We start from the raw sequence: 14,470 nt of genomic DNA, 5'->3' as shown, positions 1-14,470 counted from the left end.
ACAAGGCTACCTGCGACAAACACCGAACCTTCAAGCGCGTAATGACGTTCCCCATTCAATTGGTACAATATGGTGGACAGCAAACGGTGGCGCGACTGACGCAAGGTGGTGCCGGTTTGCGTAAGCACAAATGCGCCAGTGCCAAATGTTGCTTTGGTTTGCCCAATTGCGAAGCAACCTTGCCCAATGGTCGCGGCTTGCTGGTCACCGGCCATGCCGCAAATGCGGATTGCACCGCCGAAATGTTCTGGCAATGTTGTGCCAAGGTCGCCGGCGCAATCGGTGATTTCGGGTAGAATGTCGCGCGGGACACCGAACAGGTCCATTAACCCATCGTCCCAACCGCCGCTGCCAATCGCCATCAATGCAGTGCGCGCGGCGTTGCTGGCATCGGTGATATGGCTTCCGCCGGTCAATCGGTACACAAGGTAGCTCTCGACCGTTCCAACCGCGAGATTTGCGCCCGCTTCCTTCAGCTGTGGCCAATTTTCCAACGCCCAACCAATTTTGGAGCCGCTAAAATAGGGATCCAACAACAGTCCGGTCTTCGCCTGAACGACGGGTTCTTCGCCTTGGTCTTTCATCGCGGCGCACATGTCTGCCGTCCGGCGGTCTTGCCACACGATGGCGGGTGCCAAGGGATTGCCTGTTCTTCTGTCCCAGAACACGACGGTCTCGCGCTGGTTGGTGATGCCGATGCTGGCAATCTGGTCAGCACCGCCAGCCTTGGCCACCATCTCCTGCGCGCAGGCGAGGGTGAGGTTCCAAATTTCCGTTGCATCATGCTCGACAAGGCCAGCTTGCGGATAATGCTGAGTCAGTGGGCGCTGGCAACTGTCGACGGCTGTGCCGTCTGCAGCAAAAAGAACGGCACGGGTCGATGTCGTGCCTTCGTCGATGACGAGAATATATGTGCTCATATTTCCAGCGCCGAAAGCCGGCGTCCCTCCTTGCTCCAAATAAACACGGCACGATTGCCAAAGATGACGCGGTTGACCACCAAGCCAGTCAATCCCGATGTGACCAGTACGATCGCCATAACGTCGATATAATGTAGCCAGCCAATCCCAATATGCTGGTAAAATGTTTCACCCGCATACAGCGTGTCCGGAACATATAAGACGAAGTTGTGGAATGCGTATAATGCGACGCCCCAAATCAACCCCGCGATTGCGGCGCGCCCGTCCATGTTCCGGAACAACAGGCCAGTAACGAAGGTCGACAGGATGGGCATGGACGAAAGCCCGTTCAACTGCTGCAAAAGATTGATGATGCTCTCGGCATTTTCATATACCGGAACGAGTAAGATCGAGGTGACCGTCAAAACTACGGACACAATGGCGGCAAGTTGCCAATGGTTGGTCACGGGGCGGATGAACTTGTCGTGAAAGTCGACGGAATAGAGCGCCACCGAACTGTTCAATATCGCGCTCGTATGGGCAATAACCGCCGCCATCATCATCGCTGCAAATGCGCCGGACATCCAATTTGGCAAAACATGGGCAACCAGTTTGCCATATGCCGCATCGCCCAAGCTGCCGAACAATTTATACGCAACAACGCCCGGGATCACGACGATCGCGGGGATGATCAATATACGCACAACCGCCGCCGCCAGCACCCCTTTTTGCGCTTCTTTGACAGTCGGCGCTGTCATCGCCTTTTGCGTGATATTTTGGTTGGTCGACCAATAGAATATCTGGATGAAAATCATGCCTGTGAACAAAGTGTGAAACGGAATGGGGGAATCGATGCTGCCGATCATCGAGGTGCGCTCGGCCGGAACCGTTGAAAGGTCAAACCCGACCGCAGCCAGCGCGAGTATCACGACCAGAAATGCAATCGCCAATACCCCAATGCCCGAATAGGTATCCATGACCGCCACTGCGCGCAGGCCTCCGGTAATCGTGTATACCGCAGCAATTATCGCCATGGGCGCTGCGAACCAGAGCAAGGACCAATCCACGCCAAACATAGATTTCAAAAACAGGCTGCCGGAATATAGCGCGGCAGGTAAATAAATCAGGATATTACCCAGCAGAAATAATGCGGAGATCACAGTACGAATGCTTCCGCCTTTATATCTGCGTTCAAGCAACTCGGTTACGGTTGTGCAATTGTTGCGATAATAAATCGGCACGAAAACATAGGCCAAAATCAAAAGCCCGACGAAACCCGACAGTTCCCACCACGCGAGCAGGAGCATCTGATTCCCGTTCATGCCCACCAGTTGCTCGGTCGACAGGTTGGTCAATGTGATTGAGCCTGCAACGAAAAGCCATGTGAGCCCGCCGCCAGCCAGAAATACTTCTTTCGTTGAACCGTCGCCCGATGTGCGTTGCTGCGCAGCTTTGCCGTGCACTTTCCAATAGGTCAGCAGAGCAATAAGCGCGGCAAGCGCGACGAATATGGCGATTTGCCCCACGCTATTGCTAATTGAGAACATACACCCCCCGATGAATTTTATTGCAAAGCTGCGCATTTGCTCTTTTTGCTTACGCCATGAATTAAACGGCTGTGCAGGAAACACAAACAATTGTGTTCGCGCCGCTGGTTTGAGGTGAGAGGATCAGCAGTTGGACCATGTGCGATTTGATGCTGCGGACGCGACCTTGATATTGGCCTGTGCCAAGGGTGCGCCTGTGTCGATCCTATATTGGGGGGCCGCTTTGCACGCGGATACAGATTGCGCGGAGCTCAAAGGCCTGTTTGCGCGGCAGGGCATGCATGGCGTGGCGGATGTGGCATTGCCCTTGTCCTTGGCGATGGAGCCTGGGCTTGGTCATCCGATGTTGCATGGCTTTGCTGCGCACCGTGCGGGCAAAGATTGGGGCAGCCTGTTTGAGGTTGGAGCGGTCGAACTGCGTGAAGGTGGTGCCAAGATCATCTGCCGCGATGAACGCACGCGGCTTGGGTTGGAATATGAGATTGATTTTGATGCCAGAACCGGCGTGCTGCGTATCCGGTCAACGTTGACCAATTATGGGGCAACCCCGCTTGATGTGAGCGACATGATGACCGCCTGCCTGCCCGTGCCGGACGCGATGACTGATATCATCGGTTTTACCGGTCGTTGGACGCAGGAGTTTACGCAGGAGCGGGTGGCACGCAATGCCGCAACCTATCTGCGCGAGAACCGCAGCGGGCGGACCTCGCATTTCAGCTACCCCGCTATCTTGCTGGCTGCCACCGATACCCATGAAAGCACCGGCGATGCCTATGGTTTTCATCTGGCATTTAGCGGCAACCACCGCATCCGCGTGGATTCGCTAACCGATGGGCGGGTGTTGGTGAGCCTTGGTGCATTGCTGCTGCCCGGCGAAGTGCAGCTTGCGCCGGGGGAGACATTTGCAAGCCCGGAGATTGTCGCGGCCTATAGCGGACAGGGGCTTAGCAAGCTAAGCCGCAAGTTCCATGACCATGTGCGCGCAAAATTGCTTTGCCCCGAAATGCGGGCGAAGCCGCGTCCGGTCCACTACAACACTTGGGAAGCCGTCTATTTCGACCATGATGTCGAAAAACTGAAGGAGCTTGCCACCCGCGCAGCGGACATTGGCGTAGAGCGCTTTGTTCTGGATGATGGCTGGTTCGGTGGCCGCCGCCATGACCGTGCGGGTTTAGGGGACTGGACAGTTTCGCGGGATGTCTATCCCGATGGACTTGGTCCATTGGTCGACCATGTGACCAAGCTTGGCATGGAATTCGGCCTGTGGTTCGAACCCGAAATGGTCAACCCCGACAGCGACCTCTATCGCGCGCATCCGGACTGGGTCTTGGGCCTCGAAGGCGTTGAGCAGGTGCCGTTCCGGTCACAGTTAGCGCTGGATATAAGCCGGCCAGAAGTCGCAGATTATCTGTTCAATGCCATCGACGCAATTTTGCGCGATCATGACATACGTTACATCAAATGGGACATGAACCGCGACCTCAGCCATCCGGGCGATTCATCGGGTGTGCCGCGTGCTTTTGTGCAGGTCGGGGCGCTCTATGCGTTGCTTGACCGCGTCCGCAGCGCACACCCGCATGTCGAAATCGAAAGTTGCTCTTCGGGCGGCGCACGGGCGGATATGGGCGTGCTGGCGCATAGCGACCGTGTTTGGACGTCCGACAGCAATGACGCGCTAGACCGCCAAGTTATTCAACGCGGCGCCAGCTTTTTCCTGCCTCTCGAAGTGTTGGGTTGCCATGTAGGGCCAGCAAAATGTCATGTGACGGGACGGCGGCTGTCGATGGAAATGCGCGCGGCAACGGCGCTTATGGGGCATATGGGGCTTGAGCTGAATTTGCTGACCGAGCGGGCGGCGGACCTTGATGTGCTCAAAAACGCCATCAATTTGCATAAAATACATCGCGCTTTGCTGCATAATGGTGACCTTTATCGCTTGGATAGTGCGCCGCAGTTAATCGCCAGTGGGGTAATAGCGCGCGATAAGTCGGAGGCGCTGTATTCGGTTGCGTATGTCGCTAGCGACGCAAAAGTTCTGCCGGGGCGTTTGCAGTTCACTGGCCTCGACCCGCAGCGTTCCTATAAGCTCCAGCTTGTTTGGCCAACCAACTGGCTGCCCATTAAGGGGCCGTCCGCAATCGAAATGCTTGACCTGAAGGGTAAAGGTGCGATTTTCAGCGGCACGGCGCTCATGCATGGCGGGCTGCAGTTGCCGCATGCTTTTCCCGAAACCTGCTTGTTATTCTACGTCGCTGCTATCTGAAGCTTTTCTAACCGGTCGCGCGCTTGCTTTAGGTCCGCGACGAAATTGCGGCGCTCCTGCGCTGCCTTGTCGGCATCGGGAAGGCGCAGCAGGTAACTTGGGTGGATTGTCACCAAAACAGGCACGCCTTCCTCGCTTTCCAATATGTTGCCCCGGATGGTCGTAATAGCGACATTGCGGCCCGTCAGACTTCGCGCAGCTGTCGCGCCTAAAGCCACGATGAGGTCGGGCTGCACCATTTCGATTTCACGTTTCAGCCACCAGCGGCAGTGATTGACTTCACCAACATTGGGCCGTTCATGAATGCGGCGCTTACCCTCTGGCTTGAATTTGAAATGCTTCACCGCGTTCGTCACATAGGCTTGGCTGCGATCTAGACCAGCTTGCGTCAAGGCTGTGTCGAATATCTGCCCTGCAGGACCCACAAAAGGCCGCCCTTGCATATCTTCTTGGTCGCCGGGCTGCTCACCCACAAACATCAGCTTTGCGCGCTGTGGCCCCTCGCCAAAGACGATCTGCGTGGCTGGACCGAACAATGGGCAGCGGCGGCAACGCGCGGCCTCGGCCTGCAGCGATTGTAACGTGTCGGCTACGGGCACGGTTGTTTCTTTTTCAATCATTGCCAATTCGCGATTTCGCGCTGACTGGATGAGTTCTGAAACCAAAGCTGTCTCTGGCATATTGTGCCAATATTTCTTTGGCATCTCCTTCAACATCGCCTTCACCTTCAGGCGGGCAGGGTTGAAGGTCGAACCGTAATAGGTCTTCCACTGCGCCTCAATCGCATCTTCGGACGGGGCGTCTTCCTTGCGCGCGGCTGGACCCTCGAGCAATTTGTCCTTGTCCCAATATATCGACAGCTGCGGCGTCAGAATAGACCAGCGCATGCCAGCAAAACGGCGGACGAAGAACGACGCGTTGCGGCGGACAATGTGATGTTCGGGTTCAAACCAAGCGATAAAATGCTCGTCACCATCGTCCTCAATCCGTCGAAAACGGACGAATGCCCGCATCTTATGAATATCGCGCCGAACGGTTTTGGCCATGATGTCGAGTTTACGTAGCAGTGGATCCGCGCGGTCGCCCATATGCCGCCGCCCCGCCTTTAGGTCGATTAAAAGTTGAAAAAGCAACCCGAAGCGTTCTGGATCATTGTGGCAAATTACCGATCGCGACAGTTCGGCAAAACCTTTCGGTACGGCGATAGGCAAAGCCTCTGTCGCGCTGTCGGGATTGGCAAAAAGATCAGTCCGCTGCGCGCCGATTTGCCAGACAACATCGGCAGGCTTCGCACCAAGACGCAGCAGGCCACGGCATTGCGCACGCCATCCGTCAAAGTCATCTTCGCTGTCCAACCGCGCGGTAATCACGCAAACAGTTCCATTTGATGCACCTTGGGTGCAACCGATGCGCGCAAATGCTCCATATCGGTCAGCGTGCCGGGGCTCCATCCTTCGGCGGTGATGAAGGGCCGGATCTTGGTGATTGACACGGTCAGCCTGCCCACATCCTCCAATCGCAACCGCCGCCAGCGGCGTGTCTTGACGATTGCATCCACCGCCTTGGTGCCAAGCCCGGGAACGCGCCATAGCATGGCCTTAGGCGCGCTGTTCACGTCGACTGGGAACTGCGCGCGATGCTTCAACGCCCAGGCAAGTTTAGGATCGATATCCAAAGGCAAATTGCCATCGGGCTCCGCCGCATCGACCACCTCTTGCGGCGCAAAGCCGTAAAAGCGCATCAGCCAGTCCGATTGATACAAGCGGTGTTCGCGCATCAATGGAGGGCGTTGCAGTGGCAGCACCGCGCTTGCATCTGGAATGGGGCTGAATGCCGAATAATAAACACGGCGCAGGCCGAACCGGTCATACAGCCCATTGGCGCGGCGAACGATGTCGCTGTCCGTCGCGGTGTCCGCGCCAACGATCATCTGGGTCGATTGGCCTGCGGGTGCAAAGTTTGGCGCGCTGCGGTATTTTTTCTTCGCGTCGCGCCCGTCGAGGATAGCTTCTTTAAGGCCGTCCATTGCGCCTTCAATCCGTTCTTCCGATTTTTCGGGTGCAAGCTTTTGCAAGCCAGCGCGCGTAGGCAATTCGACATTGATCGACAGACGGTCGGCATGGCGACCAGCGGCCTCCAGCAATTCTGGGTCAGCATCGGGGATTGTCTTCAAATGGATATATCCGCGAAAGTCATGGTCCTCACGCAAGCTGCGGGCAACCTCGACAATTTGCTCCATCGTATAGTTGGAGCTTTTGATGATGCCCGACGAGAGGAACAGCCCCTCAATATAGTTGCGCTTGTAAAAATTGAGCGTGAGATCGACGACTTCCTTTGGCGTAAAACGCGCGCGGCGGACGTTGGAGCTTTTGCGATTGATGCAATAATGGCAGTCGAAAATGCAGCTATTGGTCAGCAAGATCTTCAATAGTGATATGCACCGGCCATCGGGCGCATATGCATGGCAAATGCCCATACCCTCGGTCGATCCAATCCCGCCCGATTTGCTGCTTGAGCGTTTTGCCGTCCCGGAAGACGCGCAGGATGCGTCATATTTCGCCGCGTCGGCGAGAATGGCTAGCTTTTCTGATATTTGAATCTGCGACATTTGTTCCATTTATGTTCTAAATATCTGAATGTCTATGCGCAATGCATGTCATTTGGTGCGATTGGTTTACATCGCACCCTCTGCACCCCATATCTGGCGGCAGAAAAGGATAAGCACTATCTCCCGAACTGCAGCCCAACATTGGATCGAACCACATGCGCACGGCATTTATGTCAAGCCGGCGGACATGTGGATTGACCCGTCCCGCCCTGCCGAACGCGCTTTGGTGACGCATGGTCATGCCGACCATGCCCGCAGTGGGCATGGGGCCGTTTGGGCCACGCCAGAAACGCTTGCGATCATGGCGCTGCGTTATGGCACAGAGATGGGTACGCCGATCGCTTATGGTGATGGCTTTGAGGCCAATGGCGTGAAGATCAGCTTTCATCCGGCAGGACATGTTTTGGGTTCTGCGCAAATCCTGCTTGAGCATGCGGGCGAGCGGGTGGTGGTGACGGGGGATTATAAGCGGCGTTTCGACCCCACCTGCGCGCCGTTCGAAGCGGTTGCTTGCGACGTTCTGATTACAGAGGCGACTTTTGGCCTGCCCGTATTCACGCATCCACCTATTGAGGGCGAGATTGCCAAATTGCTCGCCGCGCGCGAAGCCAATGCGGATGGCTGCATCGTTGTTGGAGCGTACGCGCTTGGCAAGGCGCAGCGTGTCATCGCTGAACTGCGCCGCGCTGGCTTCGACGCACCTATTTATATCCACGGCGCGATGCAGAAAATGTGCGATTTATACGCGGCGCATAATGTACCTTTGGGGGAACTCATACTGGCGACCGGACTTGCCAAGGCCGAGATAAAAGGCGCGATTGTCATTGCCCCGCCCTCGGCGATGAATGACCGATGGGCCCAAAGGCTGCCCGACCCGATTACCGCCATGGCATCGGGATGGATGCGGGTGCGGCAACGTGCGCGGCAACGCAATGTCGAACTGCCGCTGGTTATTTCGGACCATGCGGATTGGACTGAGTTGACGGACACTTTATTGGAGCTTCGGCCAGCCGAAACATGGATTACCCATGGCCGCACCGACGCGCTTGGGCGGTGGTGTGAATTGCACCAGTTGAAGGCGCGTGCACTCGATCTTGTCGGCCGTGAAGAAGAGGATGAGGGCTGATGCAGGCCTTTGCCGCGCTCCTCGACGGACTGATCTACACGCGGTCGCGCGACCATAAGGTCAGGTTGATGGCCGATTATCTGCGCACGACGCCCGACCCGGATCGCGGCTGGGCGCTGGCGGCGCTTGCGGGCACGCTAAGCATATCAACGGTAAAAGCTGCGGCAATTCGCGCCATGGCGGAAGAACGGTTCGACCCGATGCTGTTCCGCATGAGCCGGGACTATGTCGGCGATACAGCGGAAACGGTTGCCCTAATGTGGCCAGACGTCAGCCAAGCCGTTGTCGCACCGACGGTATCTGAAGTCATTGACGTGCTGAGCGGCACAAGCCGCGCGCGTGCGCCGGCGGTGCTGGCGGAATTGATGGACCGGCTGGATGCCAATGGCCGTTATGCGCTGCTCAAATTGGCGACAGGCGGCATGCGCGTTGGCATATCCGCGCGCCTCGCCAAAACCGCCTTTGGACAAGCCTTTGGCCTTTCTGTGGATGATGTCGAAGAGGTATGGCATGCACTTCGCCCGCCTTATGCCGAGCTTTTTGCGTGGGGCGAAGGTAAGTCTGAGCGTCCCGACCCTGCCGATAGCGCGTTCTTCCGACCCTTCATGCTTGCCCATCCGTTGGAGGATGGCAATGTAAATCTTGATGATTATGTCGCCGAATGGAAATGGGATGGCATCCGCATCCAGATCGCGTCAACCGGCGGTGAAACCCGGTTGTTCAGCCGTGGCGGTGATGAAGTCACGGGCGCATTTCCCGAAATAGCCGCTGCCTTTAACGGCATCGGCGTGGTGGATGGCGAATTGCTGGTGCGCGGCGATGTTCAAGGCGGCGAGGCTGCAAACTTCAACGCCTTACAACAGCGACTGGGACGCAAGAATGTGACCGCAGCGATGCAGGCGGAATATCCAGTATTTGTGCGTCTATATGACATATTGTTCGACGGGACGGAGGATGTGCGCGCGCTGCCTTGGACAATGCGGCGCAACCGGCTTGAGATGTTCGTGGCCAAACTTGATGCGGTGCGCTTTGATCTGTCAGTGATCATTGAAGCACGCGATTTTGACCATCTGGCGGAAATGCGCGCGGCTGCGCGTGCGGTGGCGATTGAAGGCGTCATGCTCAAACGGCGTGAGTCGCCGTATTTGGCGGGCCGCAAGGTTGGCCTTTGGTACAAATGGAAACGTGAACCACTCGTGGCCGATTGCGTGATGATGTACGCGCAGCGCGGTAGCGGGAAACGCTCTTCTTTTTATTCAGACTATACCTTCGGCTGCTGGACGCCGGATGGCGCTTTGTTGCCCGTGGGTAAGGCCTATTCAGGGTTCAGCGATGAAGAATTGAAGTGGCTTGATCGCTTCGTGCGCAACAACACGGTCGCGCGTTTTGGCCCTGTGCGCGAAGTCGAAAAATCGCTGGTGCTTGAGGTAGCATTTGACGCGGTGCACGAATCCAAGCGGCACAAATCCGGCATCGCCATGCGCTTCCCGCGAATCTCGCGCTTGCGCCGGGACAAGCCCGCAGACGAGGCCGACACCATTGCCAACTTGCGTGCGATGATTGGTTAGGGTCAGGACCCTACAGAAACGCCCTGACATCGGCCATGAAGCGGTCAAACTGGTCATGGTGCAGCCAGTGGCCGGCATTTTCATATTCCACGACCTTTGCCGTTGGGAGATGCGCAATGCGGCCATCCTTTTCGGGGTTGGATGCCCCGCTATCGGCGCCATACATCATCATCAACGGACAACTGATTGACTGCCACAATGTTAAAAGATTTTCGCGAGGCATGTCAAAAATGGACCAGACGTTTAGGTAATGGTCAAATTTCCAGCTCCAACTGCCGTCTTCGTTGCGGCTGATGCCATGGACCGTCAGGTGACGCGCTTGTTCGTCGGTCAAATAGCTGTTTTCGGTCTTCATCCGTTCATAAGCAGCTTCGATATTGGGGTAGCGTTTGGGTGAGCGACCGGCGGCGTTGCGTTTATCCTCTATCCACTGGCGGAAACGTCTCTGAATGCCAACGGCGTCCCGTTCCACCTGCATTTTCGGGGATAGACCCAGTCCTTCGATCGTGACCAATTTCCGGACATTTTCCGGGTAGAGCCCTGCATAGCGCGTCGCAATATTTCCGCCCATCGAATGCGCGATGATGCTGACGGAGGTAAGATTTAGCTGATGGATCAACTGCGCAAGGTCGTACACGAACGCTGACATTTCGTAATTGCCATCCGGGGACCATGCGCTGTCACCATGGCCACGCAAGTCAGGTGCAATGATATGCCAATCATGGCGCAATTCCTCAGCCACCCAGTCCCAGCTGCGCGCATGGTCGCGGCCGCCATGGACCAAAAGCAAGGGTGGCGCATCGGGGTTGCCCCAATCGATATAGTTCAGCCGAAGGCGTTGCGAAATAAAGCTGTTGGTGATGGGGCCATGTAAAGTCATTCTGCGGCCAGTAATTGCTCTGCGCCCCCAAGGTCAACTGATACCAGTCGGCTGATGCCCTGTTCGACCATTGTTAAGCCAAACAATCGGTGCATCCGGCTCATCGTCACGGCATTGTGCGTGACGATGAGGTAGCGTGTATCGGTCTCACGCGTCATCGCGTCGAGCAAGTCGCAGAAGCGTTCGATATTGGCGTCATCAAGTGGCGCGTCGACTTCGTCGAGCACGCAAATGGGCGCGGGGTTGGTGAGGAACAAACCAAAGATAAGCGCAACCGCCGTGAGCGCCTGTTCTCCACCCGATAGTAAGGTCAGCGACTGAAGCTTTTTGCCCGGTGGTTGCGCGAAAATTTCTAAACCTGCCTCCAGCGGATCGTCACTGTCAATCAAGGCCAGATGCGCTTGTCCGCCATTGAACAACGTCGCAAACAGGCGGCGAAAGTGGCCGTCGACAGCTTCAAATGCGGTCAGCAGCCGTGCGCGGCCTTCGCGGTTCAAGCTGCCGATGGATCCGCGCAGACGATTGATGGCGAGGGTAAGCTCTTCGCTTTCGGCAACGCTGGCCCCTTGCTGTGTTTCCAGTTCGGTGAGCTCATCAGCTGCGATGAGGTTGACTGGGCCGATCCGCTCTCGCTCATTTTGCAAGCGGTCGAGCCGGTTCGATTCCACGGCGGCATCGTCCATCGCATCTTCGTCAAAGTTCAGCTTTTCCGGCAGGACAGGTGGCGGGCATTCGAACCGTTCTCCGGAAATTCGGTCCATTTCAACGCGACGCTGTTCCTGATTTTCGGCGCGCGCATTGGCGCCAGCGCGGGCCTCGCGGGCAATCGACAGGCGCTCCGCCGCTGCTGCCAGTTCGCTTTCCAGTGCGCGCAACGTCGCTTCATGGGCCGTCTCGGCGGTTTGCAGGCCAGCGAGTTTCTCGGCCACCTCATCTTTGTCTGCCCGCAAAGTAGCAATGTCACGCGCTAGGATTTCCGGCCTTCCCGCCATCGCCTCTTGCTCAGTAAAGATATCCGCGCTGCGTGTGTTCATTTCAGCAATCCGGCGTTCGGCTTCGCCGGCGCGTTCCTGCCAGCTGCGAATTTCGGCCATCGTCACGGCACGCCGTTCGCGGCTTTGCGCGATGCGTTGTTCCAGCGCGGACAGGTCTGCCTGATTGCGAGCCATTAAATCGCGGGTTGCCTCATGCGCGGTGGCGAGGCTTTGCACGAGGTCCGCATGATGCGACCCGTCGGGCAGGGCGTTGCGTGCCGTCTCTGCTGCTTTGCGCTCCGCTTGCGCCTCGGCTAAATCTTGCTCGGCTGCGGCCATTCGGTCGCCAAGCGCGGCCTTTGCAGATTTCAGTCGCGTCAGCGCATCTTCGGCTTGATCGACGGCGCGCAGTGCTTGCCGCAACTGGCCTTCAGTCACCACACGCGCCGCCGCTGCCGAGCGGACCGCGTCCTGCGCAGTTTCAATCTTGTCCGTCATCTGCAATAGGCTTTGCGCCTGTGCATCCAGTGCGCCTTGCGCAGGCATGATGAGCAAATCGAGTTCCGCAAGGCGGTTGGCGCGGACCAATTGCTCTGCAATGGTCGCGCCATCACCATCGGTCGCAAAGCCATCCCACCGTCGGAGTTTTCCGGACAACGTTACCATGCGTTCGCCAGATGCAAGCGCTTGGCCATCGTCTGTTTCCACGACACGAACCATTGACAGCCGCGCGGCCAGTTCTGGCGGTGTATCCACAAATTGGATCAGCGCATCATTGGCCAGCTTGCTCATTGGCGCGACCCCGCCAAGCCAGCGGCGTCCCGTTTCGCCGCCAATGCTTGCATCTGCATCGTCGCCCAACGCCGCAGCCAAAGCGCGTTCATAGCCGGGCTTGACCGTAATGCGGTCAATGGCCTTGTCGCCTTGGCCCTTGGTCAAGGAGCGCTGCAGCGCGCTTTGTTCAGTTAGCAACGCGGCAAGTTCGGCCTTGGCGCTCGCGATAGCTATCTGGGCGACGTCGCGGGTAGATATCAACTCCGTCCGACGAGAGTCGGCGGCGTCATGTGCAGCAACGTCATTCTGCAATTGCGTCTGCAACGCTTGGACGCTGGCATTTGCTTCGCCTTTGGCGGCGGTATATGCGGTCTCATCTCCCAAAACGTCGCGTTCGGCGGACATGCGCTCGCAGGCTTGCTCTGCCCGTTGAACCCGCGTTGACGCCGCCGCCAACGCGGCATTTGCCACACGCAACTCGGCATCGGCGCGCGCTTGCTCGGCGGACGCATTGGCCAAAGCAATCTCGCTTTCACGCGCCTGCCGCTCCGCATTTTCCGCAGTGCGCAACAACGCAGGGCGCTCCTCCTCCTGCGCCTTAATCTGGTCCGCAAGCGTTACGCTTTCCGCCTGTAACCGCGTGAGTGCGTCGGCGGCATCATGCGTCAACTTGCCTTCGCGCGCACCATCGTCGGCCATGCGCGCCGCTTGAGCTGCTAGGTCCGATTGGCGCTGGATTATGCGTTCATGTTCGCCGGTCAACTGCACAAGCCTGTTTGAAAGGTCGTTGGCGGCATCGCGCGCAGCCATCGCGACCGCGCGGGCGTCGGCGAGTTGCTGGACGGCGTCTTGCTGCTTGTCCGTCAGCACGCGCTGCGCAACCGCTGCGTCTTCGACGGCACCGGAAGCAGTATTGGCTTCAGCGCGAGCGATATCGGCCGCTGCTTTTGCCTCACGCCAGCGCACAAAGATTAAACGGGCCTCGGCCTGAAGAATGTCTTTGGTCAGCGTGCGATAGCGATCGGCTTGCTTGGCCTGACGGCGTAATTGGCCGGCCCGCGCATCCATGTCCGCAAGAATAGTTGCCAGCCGCGCCAGATTGGCCTCGGCGGCGCGCAGCTTTTGTTCGGCATCCTTCCGGCGCACGTGCAGGCCAGAGATGCCCGCCGCTTCCTCCAGCATTTGGCGGCGTTCCTGCGGCTTGGCGGAGATGATTGCGCCAATGCGGCCTTGGCTCACCAGTGCGGGCGAATGTGCGCCGGTTGCAGCATCGGCAAAAATAAGCGCAACATCCTTCGCGCGGACATCGCGGCCATTTGATCGATAAGCGGAGCCAGCCCCGCGCTCGATTCGGCGGGTGACTTCCAACTCTTCATCGGCATCGTTCTCGCCGCCTTCGTCGCTGCGCTCGGCCAATATGGTTACTTCAGCGAAATCGCGTGGTGGACGCGACGCGGTTCCGGCAAAGATCACATCTTCCATGCCCGCGCCACGCATCGACTTGGCGCTGCTTTCGCCCATTACCCAGCGAATGGCCTCAAGTAAGTTAGATTTGCCGCAACCATTGGGCCCGACAATGCCCGTGAGCCCGCTCTCAATACTGAGTTCAGCGGGCTCGACAAAGCTTTTGAAGCCGACGAGTTTCAGCTTCTTTATCCGCAACGGGTTGTCTCCATTGCGGTTGTGGTGCTGTTATGCCCCCCCCGAGCCATATTTAGCGTGCGCCGGCCTCGACCAGCTTGCCCTTGATCTGGTTCCAAGCACCACCGTCAAGCTTCGCGCCGTTCAACAGGAACGAAGGCGTACCCGATATGCCATCATCCTTGGTGCC

9 protein-coding genes are annotated in these 14,470 nt (G+C 57.6%); 3 read left to right on the top strand and 6 right to left on the bottom strand.

Features of this window, described 5'->3' with window-relative positions; genetic code table 11:
• A partial coding sequence (locus ACIQ2T_RS07275) for an FGGY family carbohydrate kinase (protein WP_397590237.1) occupies positions 1–920 on the bottom strand: 920 nt, incomplete at its 3' end.
• A complete protein-coding gene (locus ACIQ2T_RS07270; RefSeq protein ID WP_397590236.1) occupies positions 917–2,446 on the bottom strand; it encodes a sodium/solute symporter in 1,530 nt (509 codons plus the stop codon). The genes ACIQ2T_RS07270 and ACIQ2T_RS07275, both read right to left, overlap by 4 nt.
• 139 nt (positions 2,447–2,585) lie before the next feature.
• Here ACIQ2T_RS07270 and ACIQ2T_RS07265 point away from each other — a divergent pair, with 139 nt between their 5' ends.
• Positions 2,586–4,709: an alpha-galactosidase gene (locus tag ACIQ2T_RS07265; protein WP_397590235.1), complete on the top strand. Its 2,124-nt coding sequence runs from the start codon at positions 2,586–2,588 to the stop codon at positions 4,707–4,709.
• Here ACIQ2T_RS07265 and ACIQ2T_RS07260 read toward each other — a convergent pair.
• Positions 4,691–6,079, bottom strand: a complete 1,389-nt coding sequence (locus tag ACIQ2T_RS07260; protein WP_397590234.1) for a UdgX family uracil-DNA binding protein — start codon at positions 6,077–6,079, stop codon at positions 4,691–4,693. The genes ACIQ2T_RS07265 and ACIQ2T_RS07260 overlap by 19 nt on opposite strands.
• Positions 6,076–7,317, bottom strand: coding sequence for a putative DNA modification/repair radical SAM protein (locus ACIQ2T_RS07255; protein ID WP_397590233.1), 1,242 nt, complete (start codon positions 7,315–7,317; stop codon positions 6,076–6,078). The genes ACIQ2T_RS07260 and ACIQ2T_RS07255 overlap by 4 nt, the downstream gene beginning before the upstream one ends.
• 91 nt (positions 7,318–7,408) lie before the next feature.
• Between ACIQ2T_RS07255 and ACIQ2T_RS07250 the strand changes: the two genes are divergently transcribed.
• Complete coding sequence (locus ACIQ2T_RS07250; protein ID WP_397590238.1) at positions 7,409–8,443, top strand: ligase-associated DNA damage response exonuclease; 1,035 nt, start codon at positions 7,409–7,411, stop codon at positions 8,441–8,443.
• Complete coding sequence (locus tag ACIQ2T_RS07245; RefSeq protein ID WP_397590232.1) at positions 8,443–10,011, top strand: cisplatin damage response ATP-dependent DNA ligase; 1,569 nt, start codon at positions 8,443–8,445, stop codon at positions 10,009–10,011. Before ACIQ2T_RS07250 ends, ACIQ2T_RS07245 begins: the two co-directional genes overlap by 1 nt.
• 10 nt (positions 10,012–10,021) lie before the next feature.
• Here ACIQ2T_RS07245 and ACIQ2T_RS07240 read toward each other — a convergent pair whose 3' ends face one another.
• Positions 10,022–10,891: an alpha/beta fold hydrolase gene (locus ACIQ2T_RS07240; protein WP_397590231.1), complete on the bottom strand. Its 870-nt coding sequence runs from the start codon at positions 10,889–10,891 to the stop codon at positions 10,022–10,024.
• Positions 10,888–14,301, bottom strand: a complete 3,414-nt coding sequence (locus ACIQ2T_RS07235) for a chromosome segregation SMC family protein (RefSeq protein WP_397590230.1) — start codon at positions 14,299–14,301, stop codon at positions 10,888–10,890. The genes ACIQ2T_RS07240 and ACIQ2T_RS07235 overlap by 4 nt, the downstream gene beginning before the upstream one ends.
• Between the last annotated feature and the right edge of the window lie 169 nt (positions 14,302–14,470).

The sequence above is a fragment of the Sphingorhabdus sp. genome (assembly GCF_044357595.1).
Classification (GTDB): Bacteria; Pseudomonadota; Alphaproteobacteria; order Sphingomonadales; family Sphingomonadaceae; genus Sphingorhabdus_B.
The sequence above is the reverse complement of the archived record's forward strand: the minus strand, read 5'-3'. Positions and strand labels throughout refer to the sequence as shown.

Excerpts from the sequence above, each read along its gene's own strand:
- ACIQ2T_RS07245 (WP_397590232.1), top strand. The coding sequence starts at position 8,443 with ATGCAGGCCTTTGCCGCGCTCCTCGACGGACTGATCTACACGCGGTCG.
- ACIQ2T_RS07270 (WP_397590236.1), bottom strand. The coding sequence starts at position 2,446 with ATGTTCTCAATTAGCAATAGCGTGGGGCAAATCGCCATATTCGTCGCG.
- ACIQ2T_RS07240 (WP_397590231.1), bottom strand. The coding sequence starts at position 10,891 with ATGACTTTACATGGCCCCATCACCAACAGCTTTATTTCGCAACGCCTT.
- ACIQ2T_RS07255 (WP_397590233.1), bottom strand. The coding sequence starts at position 7,317 with ATGTCGCAGATTCAAATATCAGAAAAGCTAGCCATTCTCGCCGACGCG.